Annotated in this window: 16 protein-coding genes and 1 tRNA gene; 7 read left to right on the forward strand and 10 right to left on the reverse strand. The window is 66.2% G+C overall.

Going from position 1 to position 15,215, the window contains the following annotated elements:
• The first annotated feature begins 102 nt into the window (after positions 1–102).
• Entirely contained in the window at positions 103–243 is a 141-nt protein-coding gene (locus IEJ03_RS15310) for a hypothetical protein (RefSeq protein ID WP_192035652.1), read from the forward strand.
• 14 nt (positions 244–257) lie between these two features.
• Here IEJ03_RS15310 and IEJ03_RS15315 read toward each other — a convergent pair whose 3' ends face one another.
• The 4 genes from IEJ03_RS15315 to IEJ03_RS15330 form a co-directional block, all read right to left on the reverse strand.
• On the reverse strand, positions 258–1,787 hold the full coding sequence (locus IEJ03_RS15315; protein WP_192035653.1) for a tripartite tricarboxylate transporter permease: 1,530 nt from the start codon (positions 1,785–1,787) through the stop codon (positions 258–260).
• 62 nt (positions 1,788–1,849) lie between these two features.
• Positions 1,850–2,383, reverse strand: coding sequence for a tripartite tricarboxylate transporter TctB family protein (locus tag IEJ03_RS15320; RefSeq protein WP_192035654.1), 534 nt, complete (start codon positions 2,381–2,383; stop codon positions 1,850–1,852).
• Positions 2,384–2,564: 181 nt separating this feature from the next.
• Positions 2,565–3,572 carry a tripartite tricarboxylate transporter substrate binding protein gene (locus IEJ03_RS15325; protein ID WP_192035655.1) on the reverse strand — a complete coding sequence of 336 codons (1,008 nt, stop codon included), beginning with the start codon at positions 3,570–3,572 and terminating at the stop codon, positions 2,565–2,567.
• A gap of 56 nt (positions 3,573–3,628) precedes the next feature.
• Positions 3,629–4,375: a ribonuclease activity regulator RraA gene (locus IEJ03_RS15330; RefSeq protein ID WP_192035656.1), complete on the reverse strand. Its 747-nt coding sequence runs from the start codon at positions 4,373–4,375 to the stop codon at positions 3,629–3,631.
• 374 nt (positions 4,376–4,749) lie between these two features.
• On the opposite strand from IEJ03_RS15330, the gene IEJ03_RS15335 reads away from it, so the two are divergent.
• Genes IEJ03_RS15335 through IEJ03_RS16000 form a run of 3 tightly spaced genes read left to right on the forward strand, consistent with a single transcriptional unit; the run spans position 4,750 to position 6,939 of the window.
• Complete coding sequence (locus IEJ03_RS15335) at positions 4,750–5,733, forward strand: sugar kinase (protein ID WP_192035657.1); 984 nt, start codon at positions 4,750–4,752, stop codon at positions 5,731–5,733.
• A gap of 22 nt (positions 5,734–5,755) precedes the next feature.
• The gene (locus IEJ03_RS15340) at positions 5,756–6,736 is read left to right on the forward strand and encodes a D-glycerate dehydrogenase (RefSeq protein ID WP_192037362.1); all 981 of its coding nucleotides are present in this window, start codon (positions 5,756–5,758) and stop codon (positions 6,734–6,736) included.
• Positions 6,733–6,939 (forward strand): SDR family oxidoreductase, encoded by a 207-nt coding sequence (locus IEJ03_RS16000; RefSeq protein WP_347400985.1) that lies wholly within the window; start codon positions 6,733–6,735, stop codon positions 6,937–6,939. The genes IEJ03_RS15340 and IEJ03_RS16000 overlap by 4 nt, the downstream gene beginning before the upstream one ends.
• A 137-nt stretch (positions 6,940–7,076) precedes the next feature.
• Here IEJ03_RS16000 and IEJ03_RS15350 read toward each other — a convergent pair.
• Positions 7,077–7,153, reverse strand: a tRNA-Arg gene (locus tag IEJ03_RS15350).
• 196 nt (positions 7,154–7,349) lie between these two features.
• Between IEJ03_RS15350 and IEJ03_RS15355 the strand changes: the two genes are divergently transcribed.
• On the forward strand, positions 7,350–8,126 hold the full coding sequence (locus tag IEJ03_RS15355) for a c-type cytochrome (protein ID WP_242458000.1): 777 nt from the start codon (positions 7,350–7,352) through the stop codon (positions 8,124–8,126).
• A gap of 224 nt (positions 8,127–8,350) precedes the next feature.
• On the opposite strand, the gene rep is transcribed toward IEJ03_RS15355, so the two are convergent.
• The 4 genes from rep to pyrE all read right to left on the reverse strand — a co-directional run bounded on the left by rep (position 8,351) and on the right by pyrE (position 12,308).
• Complete coding sequence (gene rep, locus IEJ03_RS15360; protein WP_192035658.1) at positions 8,351–10,420, reverse strand: DNA helicase Rep; 2,070 nt, start codon at positions 10,418–10,420, stop codon at positions 8,351–8,353.
• Positions 10,421–10,423: 3 nt separating this feature from the next.
• Positions 10,424–10,954, reverse strand: a complete 531-nt coding sequence (gene trmL / locus IEJ03_RS15365; protein ID WP_192035659.1) for a tRNA (uridine(34)/cytosine(34)/5-carboxymethylaminomethyluridine(34)-2'-O)-methyltransferase TrmL — start codon at positions 10,952–10,954, stop codon at positions 10,424–10,426.
• Positions 10,955–11,035: 81 nt separating this feature from the next.
• Positions 11,036–11,590, reverse strand: coding sequence for a YfaZ family outer membrane protein (locus IEJ03_RS15370; RefSeq protein ID WP_192035660.1), 555 nt, complete (start codon positions 11,588–11,590; stop codon positions 11,036–11,038).
• Between the two features lie 34 nt (positions 11,591–11,624).
• A complete protein-coding gene (gene pyrE / locus IEJ03_RS15375; protein WP_192035661.1) occupies positions 11,625–12,308 on the reverse strand; it encodes an orotate phosphoribosyltransferase in 684 nt (227 codons plus the stop codon).
• Between the two features lie 118 nt (positions 12,309–12,426).
• On the opposite strand from pyrE, the gene IEJ03_RS15380 reads away from it, so the two are divergent.
• On the forward strand, positions 12,427–13,194 hold the full coding sequence (locus IEJ03_RS15380; RefSeq protein WP_192035662.1) for an exodeoxyribonuclease III: 768 nt from the start codon (positions 12,427–12,429) through the stop codon (positions 13,192–13,194).
• A gap of 148 nt (positions 13,195–13,342) precedes the next feature.
• Here the strand turns inward: IEJ03_RS15380 and rph are convergent, their stop codons facing one another.
• On the reverse strand, positions 13,343–14,080 hold the full coding sequence (rph, locus tag IEJ03_RS15385) for a ribonuclease PH (protein WP_277950332.1): 738 nt from the start codon (positions 14,078–14,080) through the stop codon (positions 13,343–13,345).
• Between the two features lie 134 nt (positions 14,081–14,214).
• Here rph and IEJ03_RS15390 point away from each other — a divergent pair, with 134 nt between their 5' ends.
• Positions 14,215–15,075 (forward strand): YicC/YloC family endoribonuclease, encoded by an 861-nt coding sequence (locus IEJ03_RS15390; protein WP_192035663.1) that lies wholly within the window; start codon positions 14,215–14,217, stop codon positions 15,073–15,075.
• The last annotated feature ends 140 nt before the right edge of the window (positions 15,076–15,215 follow it).

Genomic DNA, 15,215 nt, shown 5'->3' on the forward strand with positions numbered 1-15,215 from the left:
GGCGAGGGCCTTCTTGTGGTGCGTCCCCCATCCACCATGCCCCGCCTTGACTCCCCCCCCAGGACTCGCCTTGTCCTGCCGTTCGTCGCTGGGAAGTCACCGATGGATCAGGCAAGCAGCGACGCCGCCCGCACCAGCAGACGCTTCAAGCCCCGCACCGGGGCTCATGCCGCAGCGACAAAAAAACGCCTGACGACGTGGCCGCTGGCCAGTCATCAGGCGAAAAAGGCGCTGACGATGTGAGTGAGCGTCTCGGGTCAGCCCGAGTTCTCGCCCCCCTTGAGTTGCACCGGCTTACGGATCGCCAGGAAGTAGACGAAGATCCCGGTCAGCACGATGAAGAACAGGCTGTCGGGCTGGGTCACGAAGACCGTGAGGTCACCGTTGGACAGCGTCAGGGCGCGACGCAGGTACTCCTCCAGCCCCGGGCCGAGAATGAACCCGAGCAGCAGGGTCACGACCGGATAGCCGTGCTTCCTCAGGTAGAAGGCCAGTATCCCCATGACCAGAGTCATCATCATCTGGAAGGTCGAGTAGGTCGCCACGTAACTGCCCACGACCGCCAGCATCGCGATCGAGCCAAACAGCACGTCGCGGCGAATCCTGACGATGCGGATGAAGTAGGGACCGAGCAGGTACATGGTCAGCGGCACCAGGATCAGCGCGCTGAAGATCAGCGCCGCCAGCATGGGCGCGATCAGGCCGGCCTGGGATTCCATCAGCTGGGGCCCCGGCTGGATGCCGTTGATCACCAGCACGCCCAGCACGATGGCGGTGATCGGATCGCCGGGAATACCGAAGGTCAGCATGGGCACCAGGGCGCCGCCGCAGACCGCGTTATTGGCACTTTCCGCCGCCGCGATCCCCTGGGGATTGCCCTTGCCGAAGCTATCCGGCTCGCGCGAGGTCCGCACCGCTTCCACGTAGGCCAGGAAGCCGCCCATGGAGCCCCCGGCGCCGGGCAGGGTGCCGACCAGATAACCGATGGTGGACGACTTCAGGTAGCAGGCCGCCCCGATGCGACGGATCGCCGAACGCGATGGGATGAAGTCGCGGCGACGGATCTTCGCCACCCCCTTCAGCTGTTCGCGGATGCGCTTGGCCTTGTCGTTCTCGGCCAGCTGGGTCAACAGCTCACTGATGGCGAAGGTGCCGATGATCACCGGCATCAGGTCGATCCCCGCTGCCAGGTCACCCATGCCGAAGCTGAACCTGGCCACCGGCACCATGGCGTCGAGCCCCACCGTGGCCAGCATCAGGCCGAGACAGGCGGCGATGGCCGCGCGGCGGACGTTGCCCCGCTGGGCGATGACGATCACGATCAGCGCGAACAGGATCAGCGCAGCCTTACCGGTGGTCTGCACCAGCAGCGACAGATCGGCGATCAAGGGCGCCAGCAGTACCAGCAGCACCGCGCCGAACACCCCGCCGATCATCGAGGCGAAAGAGGCGTGGCCCAACGCCAGGGGCCCCTCGCCCCGCTGCTGCATCGGGTAGCCCTCCACCGCCGTCATCATCGACGAGGGGGCACCGGGAATATTGATGGTGGTGGCGGTGATGCTGCCACCGCACATGCCGGCCATGTAGATGCTGGCACAGGCCATCAGCGCCGTGGTCACATCCAGGCTGTAGGTCAGCGGCAACAACAGCGCCAGCGCCAGGGTGGCGGTCAGGCCGGGAATGGCCGAGAAGATGGTGCCGATCAGAAAGCCGGCCACCACATAGAACAGTATCGTGGGATTGAGCAGCAGGCCGAAGCTCGCCACCACCTGTGTCAGGAAGTCCATGGGTCACCCCCGGAGTGTCGCCCGGCAAAGATCACCGAGTGGGTTGCATCAGTCGTCATGGCTCACCCCCACAGCGTCGGTAGACGGACATTGAAGATCTGGTTGAACAGCACGAAGCCCACCGCGGTGATGGCCAGCGCGATCGCGGCCTTGCTCAGCCATTTGTCGAGCCCCGAAAACAGCAGCATCACTCCCAGAACATAGACCAGGGTGGACAGCACATAGCCCAGCCACTGGAACACCAGCACGTAGCCCAGGGTCGCCAGCATCAGGGTCAGCTCCGGCGAGAGACGACGGCCAGAGGCGGAGCCCTCCTGCCTATCGGCGTCGACGGATGCCTCGGCCTGGTTCTGAGCCTCGGCACCGCGCACCGAGGACCACCACTGCAGGCCGCACAGCACCGTGGCCAGCACACCGATCAGCAGCGGAAAGAAGGACGGGGTCAACTTGCCCGCCTCGAGGGGTGGCCCCATCGCCAGGCCGCCAACCAAGTAGCCCAGCGCCAGCAGCGCCAGTACGCCATGGAACCGGGCCGCGCCAGAACCAGAGCCAAAGCCAAGCGCACGCGCCAGCAGGGAAGAAGATGAACGAGACATGCGAAACCTCTCTCGGCCCCCCGAATACCGGAGACCGACAACACAGTGATCTGGGAGGAGTGGATCGTCGCAGGGCATCAGTGGTGTCGGGCAGAAGCGTCTTCGCGCGTCGGACGCCCTGCCCGATTGATCCCTTGCCATCGGCGAGCGACCCCGCCGATGGCCCTGAAGCGCACCAGGCCTACAGGTTCAGCTCATCCATCGCGGCAAAGGTCCGCTCCTGATAGCCGTCGATCCACGCGTTGACTTCCTCGCTGCCGAGCCAGCCAGGCGTGACACCGATATTGGTGACCCACTGCTGGAACTCGTCGCTCTGGTAGGCCTCGTGGTAGGTCGACTCCAGGGCCTCGATGGCGTCTTCCGGGGTATTGGCCGGCGCCGCCAGCACGATGAAGCTGCCGGTCTCGAGTTCCACCCCGAAATCCGAGATCGGCGGGACATCGGGATAGGCGAGATTCTGCGTGCCGGAGAGCTCGACCACGCCGAAGGCATCACCGGAGGACAGGATCCCCGAGAAGTCACCCAGGCTCGAGATGGCGGCGTCGATCTCGCCGGACAGCAGTGCCTCGGCCTCGGCGGTGGACGACCCCGGGTAGGAAATGACGTTGAAGGTCACCCCGGTCGCCGCCTCCAACCGGCGCACGGCCAGGTACGGGCCCGACCCCTGGGGCGCCACGCCGATCCGCACCGACCCCGGATCGGCCTTGGCCGCCTCGATCAGCTCCTCGTAGGACGAATAGCCGGACTGCTTGGACACCACGATGGCGTCGGCCTCCTGGGTGACACGAGCGAACGGCTCGAGCTTGTCCAGCGAGTAGCCCGGCACCATGTTGCCCCGCGGCAGGGTGACGACGCTGTCGTAGGTCAGCACGCCGATGGTGTGACCATCGGGACGCGCCTTGGCCAGCTGCATCAGTCCGGTGGCGGTCACCGCGCCGCCGATGTTCTCGACATAGATCGAGGTGGGCAGCTCCTGCTCCGCCAGATTGCTGATCTTGCGCGAGATGGCATCGGCACCGCCGCCGGCGGGCCAGGGCACGATCATGCGAACGTCACGCTGGGGGAAGTCGGCCTGGGCAACGGGCACGGCGACCACCGCGGCCAGAACCGCACCGGCCAGGGTCGCGCCAGCCGCTGCCTTGACGAAGCGCTGACGTGAGGAGGCGTTGAGAGGGGTGAGAGCAAACATGGCGGCTCCTTACTTTATTGATTGTGATTGTGTGGTGGTATCGAGGCGACGCTCTTTCAGCCGCGAGCCTCCTGGCGACGCAGGTAGGCCTGGTATTCTTCCTGGGCCTCCTCGTTGGGCGGATACAGACCGATGACCGCCGCACCAGCGTTGACCTTTTCCAGCACATAGGCCTCGAAGGCCTCCATGCCGGCCGCCTCCTCGGCCACCTCATCCGCCAATGCCAGCGGCACCACGATGACGCCATCGCCGTCCCCCACCAGGACATCCCCCGGGTAGACTGGCACGCCGCCGCATCCGATGGGCTGCTGGATATCCACCGCATGATGCTTGGTCAGGTTGGTCGGTGCGCTGGGCTTGGTGCAGAACACCGGCATCGACATGGTCTCGGCGTGCTCGGAGTCACGCACGCCCGCGTCGGAGACAAAGCCCGCGCACTCGCGAACTTGAAGCCGCGTCAGCAAGATGCTGCCCGCACTGGCGGCGCTGGCATCCTGTCGGCAGTCCGAGACCAGGACGCGGCCCGGCGGCACGCTCTCCACCGCGAGACGCTGAGGGTGTTCGGGGTCGCGAAAGGCCGCGACCACGTCCAGATCTTCTCGGGCCGGGATATAGCGAAGGGTGTACGCCTGCCCCACCATCTTGACCTGGCTGCTGTTCATGCGACCGACATTCTGGATATAGGTGTTCTTCAGGCCGCGCTTGTGAAGCAGGGTATGCAGTGATGCAGTCGAGGCCCGCTTCAGGCGTCCGCGGGTAAGCTCGGACAATTCATCGTGTGGATAGTTGTTGATTACGCTCATGACTCCGCCCAGTAACTGTCTGAATGACGAGCTCACTATAGGAAGCGCCTTGTGCGGATTCAAACAACTTTTTACAAATATTGGACTAATGTCGAAAGGCTCATCTCGAGACGACTGAAACGAACATTCTGACAAACTTACATTAATTGATATTTATCAATACTTTGACTAAAAATCACGCAAATAATACTGCCGCCAGATCAGCCTCTTAGACATAGGTATAACAAGTAAATATTTGTCTTTCTGCTGTACTATCGGCCAACGCGAGTGTTCGGCCAGACAAGTGCAATACCTCGGTGCTCCATCCGCGAGAAGCCGGAAAGGCTGGCCGACCTGCCGCACGCGCATCCTTTTCCCGAGCCCAAGGAGTCCTCATGCCACTGCCCAGTCGTTCCCCCGAGATCCTCGCCTTCGGCGAGGCCATGGCCCTGTTCGTGGCCGACACTGCCGGCCAGCTGGAAACGGTCGAGGACTTCCAGCGGCGCATCGCCGGCGCCGATAACAACGTGGCCATCGGCCTGGCTCGTCTGGGGTTTCACGTCGGCTGGCTGAGCCGCGTCGGCGATGATGCCTTCGGGCGCTATATCCGGCATACCCTGGAAGCCGAAGGACTGGACTGTCGCCACCTGACAAGCGACCCTGACCACCCGACCGGCCTGATGTTCAAGGAGCGCGCCGCGGACGGGGCCGACCCTCGCGTGGAGTACTTCCGCCGTGGCAGTGCCGCCAGCCAGCTTGCCCCGGATGATGCCGAGGGGGTGGACTTCAGTGCCTTGCGCCACCTGCATGCCACCGGGATTCCCCCGGCGCTGTCCCCCAGCAGTCGCGAACTGTCCTGGCACCTCCTCGACCGAGCCCGCGACGCCGGCGCCAGCATCTCGTTCGATCCCAATCTGCGCCCGTCGCTGTGGTCGAGCGACACCGAGATGCGCGACACCCTCAACGCGATGGCCAGCCGAGCCGACTGGGTGCTGCCGGGCCTCGCGGAGGGTCGGCGCCTGACCGGAAAGGACAGCCCCCATGATATCGCCGACTTCTATCTCGAGCGCGGTGCCACCGCGGTGATCATCAAGTTGGGGCCCGAGGGAAGCTACTACCGAGGGCATCTCGGCGGCCAGGAGGCGAGCTTCACCATCCCCGGCATCCCCGTGACGACCGTGGTAGACACGGTCGGTGCGGGAGATGGCTTCGCGGTAGGCGTGGTCAGCGCCCTGCTCGACGGACGTTCTCCCCAGGAGGCGCTGCAGCGCGGCAACCTGATTGGCGCCCTGGCGGTCCAGGTCGTTGGCGATATGGAGGGTCTCCCCACACGCAAGCGTCTCACCCAACACGAAGCCAGCCTTTCCTCGCCGGCATGATGGAGACTCCATGACTCAGCCCATGACTCAGCGCATCCTGGCCTATGGCCGCCTCAACGACGACCAGCTCGCAAAGCTGCGTCGCGACTTCCATGTCGACTACTTCGCGCATCTCGACTCGCCCGACGAGCCGGCCTTTCGCGCCGCCCTGCGCGAGGCCCATGGCCTAGTCGGCGCCAGCCTGAAGATCACCCCGGCGCTGCTCGACGAGGCCCCTCAGCTGAGAGCCATCGCCAGCATCTCGGTGGGCTACGACAACTATCCGGTCGACGAACTGACCCGGCGCGGCATTCTGCTGTGCAATACCCCGGACGTTCTCACCGAGACCACCGCCGATACGGGCTTCCTGCTGATCCTGGCCGCGGCCAGACGCGCGGTGGAGCTCGCCGAGTTCATCAGGCAAGGCGACTGGCGCTCGAGCATCGGCGAGGCGCATTTCGGCAGCGACGTTCACGGCAAGACGCTGGGGATGATCGGTTTCGGCCGCATCGGGGCTGCTGTCGCTCGCCGTGGCGCCCTGGGTTTCGGTATGCGAGTCCTGTACTCCAACGCCTCGCCCAAGCCCGCCCTCGAGAACGAGCTGGGCGCGACGCGCTGCGAACTCGATGAACTGCTCAGCCAGGCCGACGTCATCTGTGTCACGGTTCCACTCACCCCTGCGACCGAGAAGCTGATCGGCCGCCGCGAGTTCGGTCTGATGAAGCCGTCGGCGGTTTTCGTCAATATCGCCCGCGGCAAGGTGGTCAACGAGACCGCCATGATCCAGGCGCTAAAGAGCCGCCAGATCCAGGCGGCCGGCCTCGATGTCTTCGAGCAGGAACCGCTGCCGTCGGAATCTCCGTTGCCTTTCATGACCAACGTGGTCGCCCTCCCCCATATCGGCTCGGCGACTCATGAGACGCGCACGGCCATGGCTCAGCGGGCCCTGGACAATATTCGCCTGGCCCTCGAGGGTGAGCGTCCCATCGACCTGGTCAATGACGAAGCCTGGAGCCCCGCATGACCGACCCGCTGTCCGCTCGTCGAGACCGACTGACGAACTTTGAACTGCACGGCCGAATCGCCATGATCACCGGCTGCAACAAGGGCCTGGGCCAGGGGTTGGCCGTGGCGCTGGCCGGTGCCGCGGTATTCCTGTGCTCGGACGCCGCCAGCTACGTTAATGGTCACGCCCTGGCGGTCGATGGTGGAAGGCTGGCTCGCTAGGCCCAGCACTCCCGGTGATGCCGATAAAATGGGGAGTGGCCGGAGCTGCCGGCACAAAGGCGTCTGGACGGGGCGCGGCCTGTGGGGGGACAAACACGAAAAGGGCCTACGGCATTGCCGTAGGCCCTTGAAATTCTTGGCGCGCCCAGAAGGATTCGAACCTTCGACCCCTGCCTTCGGAGGGCAGTACTCTATCCAGCTGAGCTATGGGCGCGCGACTGTCTGAGACAGTGCCCGATCGGGCGGCCACAATCCTACCCGCCTGCCGGACGGCTGTCCAGCCTGACGGCGTTGACCATCCGCCGTCGCGGTTTTTGCCGCCAGAGCCGTTGTCGGTATACTGAAATTCAGGCGCCGATGCGGGCGTTGAGCCGAGTCCCGATGACGAGACCGTGAGTGAGGTGGTGAGAGTGAAAGTCAGCAATCTGATCCTGGGCAGCCTGACCGCCCTGAGCCTGGCATTGGCCAGCGCCGCGTCCGCCCAAAGCGACATGTCCCACGACGCCATCGCCGAGCGGCTCGCGCCGGTGGGCGAGCTATGCAGGGCCGGCGAAGACTGCGGCACCGCGGCCATGGCCTCCTCCAGCGGTGGCGCCAGCCAGAGCAGCGGCGCCTCCGGCGAGGAGATCTACGGTCAGGTCTGCATGGCCTGCCACGACACCGGTGCCGCCGGCGCGCCCATGAAGGGCGACGCCGAGGCCTGGGCCCCGCGCCTGGAGAAGGGCCTCGAGACGCTCTACAGCCATGCCATCAACGGCTTCAACGCCATGCCGGCCAAGGGTGGCAACCCGGCCCTGTCAGACGATGAGGTCAAGCGCTCCGTGCAACACCTGGTCGAGCCCGTCTTCGACGGAGAACTACCGGCCATCGGGGGCAGCGAGACAGCCAGTGCCGGTGGCGAGGGCGGCGAGACGAGTGGCGAGGCCGCCATGGCCACCGCCAGCGATATCGATGGCGGTGCCATCTACGGCCAGGTGTGCATGGCCTGCCACGACACCGGTGCCGCCGGCGCGCCGATGAAGGGCGACGCCGAGGCCTGGACGACACGCCTGGAGAAGGGCACCGAGACGCTCTACGACCATGCCATCAACGGCTTCAACGCCATGCCGGCCAAGGGCGGCAACCCGGCGCTGTCCGACGACGAGGTCAAGGCCGCCGTCGATCACCTGATCGCCACCGCCCAGTAGAACCTTCCCCAGGCGGCGACCGCGCCGGCCTGACCACGGCGAAGATAGGACGCACGAGACCACCGCAGCACCCACGAAAGAAGGGGCGCCCAAGGCGCCCCTTCTTCGTGTTGCCTGAGTGGCAGGGCCGGTCGCCTGCCTCCCTCGGCACTCGCGCCCCACCAGCGCCCTCAGCCCATCGCGAGGCCTCGACCCCAAGAGCCCTACAGCCCAGCAAGGAGCCCTCAGCCCAAAAGCGAGCGCAGGCCGGCGATGGCGTCCTTGCCCCGGGCCTGCTTCTTCTCCGGGTCTTCCTTGTCGGCGCGGCCCTCCCAGTCGAGATCGTCCGGCGGCAACTCGTCGAGGAAGCGGCTCGGGGTGCAGTCGAGCAGTTCGCCATAGGCCTTGCGCTGGCGCGCCAGGGTCAGCGTCAGGGTGCGCCGGGCGCGAGTGATGCCCACGTAGGCGAGCCGGCGCTCCTCCTCGACGGTGCCGGCCTCGACGGCGTTGCGGTGGGGCAACAGATCCTCCTCCAGGCCCATCAGGTAGACATGGGGGAACTCCAGGCCCTTGGAGGCGTGCATGGTCAGAAGCTGCACCCGGTCGGAATCGTCCTCCTCGGCCTGCTGCTCGAGGATGTCGCGCAGCACCAGTCGCGAGATGGCGGCCTCGACGCCGTCGGTCTCGGTGGCCAGGCTGTCGTCGTCTGCGCCGTCGTCCGCGGCCTGCTCCATCGACTTCTCGAGCTGGTCGATCAGGGTCCAGACGTTGGCCATGCGCCGCTCGGCGACGGTGGGCGCGCTGGCGTTCTGGTGCAGCCAGGCCTCGTAGTCCATCTCACGCAGCATCTCGCGGATCGCGGCGATGGCATCGCCTGAGTCCATGCGTCGGCGCACGCCGTCGATGAAGTGGGTGAAGCGGCCCAGCCGCTCGACGGCCCGGGCCGGCAGTACCTGCTCGAGGCCCATCTCGTGACAGGCGGCGAACAGCGAGAGGCTGCGCCCGGTGGCCTGATCATTGGCATAGTTGGCGAGCTTCTCGAGCGTCCCGGGACCGATCTCCCGGCGCGGCACGTTGACGATGCGCAGGAAGGCGTTGTCGTCGGCCGGGTTGATCAGCAGGCGCAGGTAGGCCATGGCGTCCTTGATCTCGTTGCGGGAGAAGAAGGAGGTGCCGCCGGAGAGCTTGTAGGGAATCTGGTAGTGCTGCAGCTTGAGCTCCAGCAGCCGCGCCTGGAAGTTGCCGCGATAGAGCACCGCGAAGTCGCGCCACTCGGCACGCTCCTTGATGCGGCGGGTGAGGATCTCGCTGGCCACCCGATCCGCCTCGGCCTCCTCGTGGCGGCTGACCACCACCCGGATCGCATCCCCAGGGCCGAGCTCCGACCACAGCGCCTTCTCGTAGACGTGGGGATTGTTGGCGATCAGGGTATTGGCGGCGCGCAGAATGGTGCCGGTGGAGCGGTAATTCTGCTCGAGCTTGATGACGTTGAGGCGCGGGAAGTCCTCGCCGAGGGTCACCAGGTTCTCGGGGCGGGCGCCTCGCCAGGCGTAGATCGACTGGTCGTCGTCGCCGACCACGGTGAAGGTGGCGCGCTCGGCCATCAAGAGCTTGACCAGCAGGTACTGGGAGACGTTGGTGTCCTGGTACTCGTCCACCAGCATGTAGTGGATCTTGCGCCGCCAGCGCGCCAGCGCCTCCGGGTCATCGCGCAGCAGCACCACCGGCAGCAGGATCAGGTCGTCGAAATCCACCGCGTTGTAGGCCTTGAGATGGCGGTTGTAGGCCTCGTAGACCCGGGCGGCGAACTGCTCGTCGTCATCGGCGGCATGGGACAGGGCGTCGCCCGGCAGCACCAGGTCGTTCTTCCAGGTCGAGATCTGGCCCTGCACCCGGTTGATCTGATCGGCGTCGATCTGGGCGTCCTTCTGCATCAGGTCGCGCAGCAGCGCCTTGGCATCCTCCGGGTCGAACAGCGAGAAGCCCGGCTTGTAGCCCAGGGTCTTGAGCTCGGAGCGGATGATATTGAGGCCCAGGGTGTGGAAGGTCGAGACGGTCAGGCCATGACCCTCGCGACCCTTGAGCAGCTGCCCGACCCGCTCCTTCATCTCCCGGGCGGCCTTGTTGGTGAAGGTCACCGCGGCGATCTTGCGCGCGCTCATGCCGCATTCCTGGACCAGGTAGGCGATCTTTGAGGTGATCACGCTGGTCTTGCCCGAGCCGGCACCGGCCAGCACCAGGCAGGGGCCGTCGATGAAGCGCACCGCCTCCTGCTGGCGCGGGTTCAACTTGGCGAGGCGTTGGCGGATCGACATGGCTTACTCCTGATCGGCAGGCGGCGCGGCGGTAGGCTCGACTTCTGCTCCTGGAAGGCCGGCCCCCGGAAGGCCGGCCCCGACAAAGTCCAGCTGGCGCCAGGCCTCGAAGACCAGTACCGCCCCGGCGTTGGACAGGTTGAGACTGCGGCTCTCGGCCAGCATGGGGATGCGCAGGCGCTGCTCGGGGGGCAGAGCATCGAGCATCGCCTGGGGCAGGCCGCGAGTCTCGGGACCCAGCACCAGGGCATCGCCTTCCCGGTAGGCGGGCTCGTGGTAGCCGGTGCGCCCGCGAGTCGAGACGGCGAACACCCGGGCCGGGCGGGCATCGGCCAGGTAGGCCTCCCAGCTCGCATGCACCCGGACCCGAGCCCACTCATGGTAGTCGAGCCCGGCGCGGCGCAGGCGCTTGTCGTCGAGCACGAAGCCGAGCGGTTCGATCAGATGCAACCGAAAGCCGGTGTTGGCGCACAGCCGGATCAGGTTGCCGGTGTTGGGCGGGATCTCGGGTTCGAAGAGCACCACATCGAGCATGCGAATATCCTGATCAAGGAGAGGCCACAACGCAGTCGGGCCCCAGCTGGGGCCCGACGCGGCAGACGGGGCGAGACCGTCTTAGAAGTTCAGCCGCACGCCGATGTTGGCGCCACTGTCCAGGGTGGTGGTGCCGTCGCTGCCGTCGAACTCGCCGCGCAGGCGGCGGTAGCCGACATAGCCATCGACGCTCGGGGTGAAGGAGTAGCGCGCCCGCAGGCCGTACTCGGTGCTGCGATCCAGGTCCTGGGTCGCCGTCACGCCCGGCGTATAGAAGGCATAGCCGCCCACCGAGAGCAGCGGGATACGCGGCAGGAAGGCGTAGCCGTAGCCGCCCAGCCCCAAGCCGCCGCCGTCGCCGATGGCGGTATCGAACTGGGTCCAGCGGGCGCCGAGGCCCATGTCGTAGGCCCGGTTGCGCTGGGTGCCGAGCAGCTGCACATGGCCGACCTCGACGTCGAACTCGTCGTCGCTTTCCAGGAAACCACCGCCCAGGGCGATGCCCGGTGCCACCTGCCCCGCCGCCTCGAACTGCACGGCGTCGTCGTTGAGGTTCAGGTCCAGGTTGCCCGCCTGGCAGGTCAGGCTGGCGGCGAGGAGGGCGGCGCCGCCGAGGGCGCTGATGTTGAACTTCATGAAGCTTTCCTTGTGATGTGTATCGTGAGAGTCATCAAACACCCGCGCCATCGGCGGACACGCCATAGCGGGCGCGATAGTCGCGGATGGCCTGGGCATGGCCCTGCATGGCCTTTGAGGCGTAGGCTTCCAGGTAGGCCAGTACCATGTCCAGGGTGACGATGCTGACTACCGGCATGCCGTAGCGCGCCTCGACGTCCTGGATGGCGCTGCGCCGCTCGGCGCCGTCCTCGACGCTGCCGCACTCCTGGCGATCCAGGGCGATCACCACCCCGGCGGCCTGGGCGCCCGCGTCGTCGATCAGCGTCATCACTTCGCGGATCGCGGTGCCGGCGGTGATCACGTCATCGATGATCAGCACCCGGCCCTCGAGCGCGGCGCCGACGATATTGCCGCCCTCGCCATGGGTCTTGGCTTCCTTGCGGTTGAAGGAAAACGGCAGATCACGCTGATGGTGATCGGCGAGCGCCACGGCGGTGCTGGCCGCCAGCGGGATGCCCTTGTAGGCGGGACCGAACAGCACGTCGATCTCAAGGCCGCTGTCGGAGATGGCCTGAGCGTAGAAGCGTCCCAGCCGGGCCAGCGCCGAGCCGCTCTTGAAGAGGCCAGCATTGAAGAAGTAGGGACTGACGCGGCCGGACTTGAGGGTGAACTCACCGAACTTGAGCACCCCCTGTTCGATGGCGAACTCGATGAACTCGCGCTGATAGTCCTGCATGCTAACCGTCCCGCTCGCTGCCATCCTCGAATCTCCTGACTGCCCTGACCCCACGGCCATTTACCCAAACGTCGAAACGTCGGGTATCATACACGCGCGACGGAAAAGGGACCACGTAATGAAAATCGCCACCATCAACGTCAACGGCATCCGCGAAGCGGTCGAGCGAGGCTTTCTCGACTGGCTGGCCGGTCAGGATGCCGATGTCGTCTGCGTCCAGAACCTCAAGGCCAAGAGCTTCGAGCTGGACGACAGCATCCTGTACCCGGAAGGTTACGAAGGCTACTTCCTCGACGCCGAGGAAGACGGTTTCTCCGGCGTGGGACTTTATTGCCGCAAGATTCCCAAGGCCATCATGTACGGGCTGGGCTTCCCCCAGTGCGACAACGAGGGCCGCTTCCTGCAGGCCGACTACGACCGTTTCAGCATCGCCAGTTTCCTGATGCCGGACGGCAGCGACCCGACCGCCAAGCAGGACTTCATGAGCCAGTATCAGGATTATCTCGGCAAGATGGCGCGCAAGCGCCGCGAGTACATCATCTGCGGCACCTGGCACGTGGCTCACAAGACCATCGACCTGGCCAACTGGGCCGACAACCAGACCACCCCGGGCTTCAAGCCCGAGGAGCGGGCCTGGATGGATCAGGTGTTCGGGCCGATCGGTTTCATCGACACCTTCCGCGAGGTCAACCGCGACGCCGGCGAATACACCTGGTGGCCGGCGCTGGACCAGCATCAGCCGCGCTCCCGCCAGGAAGGCTGGCGTCTCGACTACCAGCTGGTCGGGCCGAACTTCCGCCGCCACGTGGTGGACGCCTGGATCGACCGTGACGCGACCTTCTCGGAGTATGCGCCGCTGATCGTCGAATACGACCTGGAGATCTGAGCGCCCCCTGTTCCCTTAGTGCGCCCTTAGTACGCCCTTCGCACGCCCGTCGCCCGCGCCTGTCACCCCGGGCGCTCACGACCTCCCCCTGACGCCGGCCCCGAGCCGGCGTCTTGCGTTCTGGGGCATGCCTTGGTCAAGAAAAGCGCTACTGGCGAATGCCCAGTGCCTCGCGCTGATGGTCGAACAGCGAGGTCCCCGCGCCCTCGGCCAGATCGAGCATGGCGTTGAGCTCGGCCCGGGAGAAGGCACCCGCCTCGGCGGTGCCCTGGACCTCGATCAGCCCGCCCTGCTCGGTCATCACCACGTTCATGTCGGTGTCGGCGCGGCTGTCCTCCGGGTAGTCGAGATCGACCACCGGCTGACCCTTGAAGAGCCCCACCGAGACCGAACTGACCAGCTGCTTGAAGGGGTCCTTCTTCAACTTCTTCTCGCGCTGCAGGTAGCGGATGGCGTCGACCAGTGCCACGCAGCCGCCGGTGATCGAGGCGGTGCGGGTGCCGCCATCGGCCTGGATCACGTCGCAGTCGACGGTGATGGTGAACTCGCCGAGCTGCTTGAGATCGACCGCGGCGCGCAGCGAGCGGCCGATCAGGCGCTGGATCTCCAGGGTGCGGCCGCCCTGCTTGCCGCGGCTCGCCTCGCGACCGCTGCGGGAATGAGTGGCCCGCGGCAGCATGCCGTACTCGGCGGTCACCCAGCCCTGGTTCTTGCCGCGCAGCCAGCGCGGCACACCGGCCTCGACGCTTGCGTTGCACAGCACCTTGGTGTCGCCGAACTCCACCAGCACCGAGCCTTCGGCGTGGCGGGTGTAGTCGCGGGTCAGGCGGATATCGCGGGGCTGATCGGGCTGGCGGCCGCTGGGGCGCAGGGGTGCGGTGGACATGGCATCTCTCGTTGCGTGAATCTGAACAGAGGCCGGCGAGGGCCGGCGCGTGGCGCCATTCTACACGCTCCCCCGGGGGAATCGGTTACACTGTGAGCGCATCTTTCCCCTCAGGAATACCGCCAGGAGCCGACATGGTGCACAGCATGACCGCCTTCGCCCGGGCCAGCCGGGAAGCCGACTGGGGCAGCCTCGAGCTCGAGTTGCGCTCGGTCAACCAGCGCTATCTCGACCTGCATTTCCGCCTGCCCGAGACCCTGCGCGGCCTGGAGCCCGGCTACCGCGACGCCCTGCGCCAGCGGCTGAACCGTGGCAAGGTGGAGTGCACCCTGCGCTTCGTGCCGGCCAGCGGCGAGGCCCTGAGCGTCAATGCCAAGCGCCTGACCGGCCTGGCCAATGCCCTCACCGAGGTGCGCCGCACGCTCCCCGAGGCCGCCATGCCCGATGCCCTGGCGCTGCTCGACCATCCTGGCGTGCTTAAGGCCGACGGCCCGGATATCGACGTCGTGACCGAGAGCGCCCAGGCACTCTTCACCGAGGCGCTTGAGGCCCTCGTCGAGGCCCGCGCCCGGGAGGGTGCCGAGCTCGCCGCGCTGATCAGAAGCCGGCTCGCCGCCGTGCGCGAGCAGGTCGGTGAGGTGCAGGCCCTGCTGCCCGAGATCCTCAAGCGCCAGCGAGCCCAGCTGCTCGAACGCCTGGAGACGGTACGCGCCGAGCTCGATCCCCAGCGCCTGGAGGCCGAACTGACCCTGATGGCCCAGAAGGCCGATGTCGACGAGGAGCTCGATCGCCTGACGACCCACGTTGGCGAAGTCGAGCGCCAGCTTACACTGACGGGCCCGGTGGGCCGGCGCCTGGACTTCCTGATGCAGGAGCTCAACCGGGAGGCCAACACCCTGTCGTCGAAATCGGTGGTCGCCGAGACCACTCGCAGCGCCGTGGAGCTCAAGGTGCTGATCGAGCAGATGCGCGAACAGATCCAGAACATCGAATAGGCCTGCCGCCTGTCGGCCGATCAGACAGCCTCTCGCGACGTCGTCCCTCGAGCACAACCAACAACGCCGGGCCCATGGCCCGGCGTTACTCGTTTAAGAGGGGACGTTCAGAAAAGCTCGCTCAGGAAGACTCGTTCTTG

Origin of the sequence: Halomonas sp. YLGW01 (assembly GCF_014840935.1) — a bacterium.
Classification (GTDB): Bacteria; Pseudomonadota; Gammaproteobacteria; order Pseudomonadales; family Halomonadaceae; genus Onishia.

Bases quoted from the DNA above. Each gene is read 5' to 3' on its own strand.
- IEJ03_RS15310 (WP_192035652.1), top strand. From the start codon at position 103: ATGGATCAGGCAAGCAGCGACGCCGCCCGCACCAGCAGACGCTTCAAG.
- IEJ03_RS15315 (WP_192035653.1), bottom strand. From the start codon at position 1,787: ATGGACTTCCTGACACAGGTGGTGGCGAGCTTCGGCCTGCTGCTCAAT.
- IEJ03_RS15320 (WP_192035654.1), bottom strand. From the start codon at position 2,383: ATGTCTCGTTCATCTTCTTCCCTGCTGGCGCGTGCGCTTGGCTTTGGC.
- IEJ03_RS15325 (WP_192035655.1), bottom strand. From the start codon at position 3,572: ATGTTTGCTCTCACCCCTCTCAACGCCTCCTCACGTCAGCGCTTCGTC.
- IEJ03_RS15330 (WP_192035656.1), bottom strand. From the start codon at position 4,375: ATGAGCGTAATCAACAACTATCCACACGATGAATTGTCCGAGCTTACC.
- IEJ03_RS15335 (WP_192035657.1), top strand. From the start codon at position 4,750: ATGCCACTGCCCAGTCGTTCCCCCGAGATCCTCGCCTTCGGCGAGGCC.
- IEJ03_RS15340 (WP_192037362.1), top strand. From the start codon at position 5,756: ATGACTCAGCGCATCCTGGCCTATGGCCGCCTCAACGACGACCAGCTC.
- IEJ03_RS16000 (WP_347400985.1), top strand. From the start codon at position 6,733: ATGACCGACCCGCTGTCCGCTCGTCGAGACCGACTGACGAACTTTGAA.
- rep (WP_192035658.1), bottom strand. From the start codon at position 10,420: ATGTCGATCCGCCAACGCCTCGCCAAGTTGAACCCGCGCCAGCAGGAG.
- trmL (WP_192035659.1), bottom strand. From the start codon at position 10,954: ATGCTCGATGTGGTGCTCTTCGAACCCGAGATCCCGCCCAACACCGGC.
- IEJ03_RS15370 (WP_192035660.1), bottom strand. From the start codon at position 11,590: ATGAAGTTCAACATCAGCGCCCTCGGCGGCGCCGCCCTCCTCGCCGCC.
- pyrE (WP_192035661.1), bottom strand. From the start codon at position 12,308: ATGCAGGACTATCAGCGCGAGTTCATCGAGTTCGCCATCGAACAGGGG.
- IEJ03_RS15380 (WP_192035662.1), top strand. From the start codon at position 12,427: ATGAAAATCGCCACCATCAACGTCAACGGCATCCGCGAAGCGGTCGAG.
- rph (WP_277950332.1), bottom strand. From the start codon at position 14,080: ATGTCCACCGCACCCCTGCGCCCCAGCGGCCGCCAGCCCGATCAGCCC.
- IEJ03_RS15390 (WP_192035663.1), top strand. From the start codon at position 14,215: ATGGTGCACAGCATGACCGCCTTCGCCCGGGCCAGCCGGGAAGCCGAC.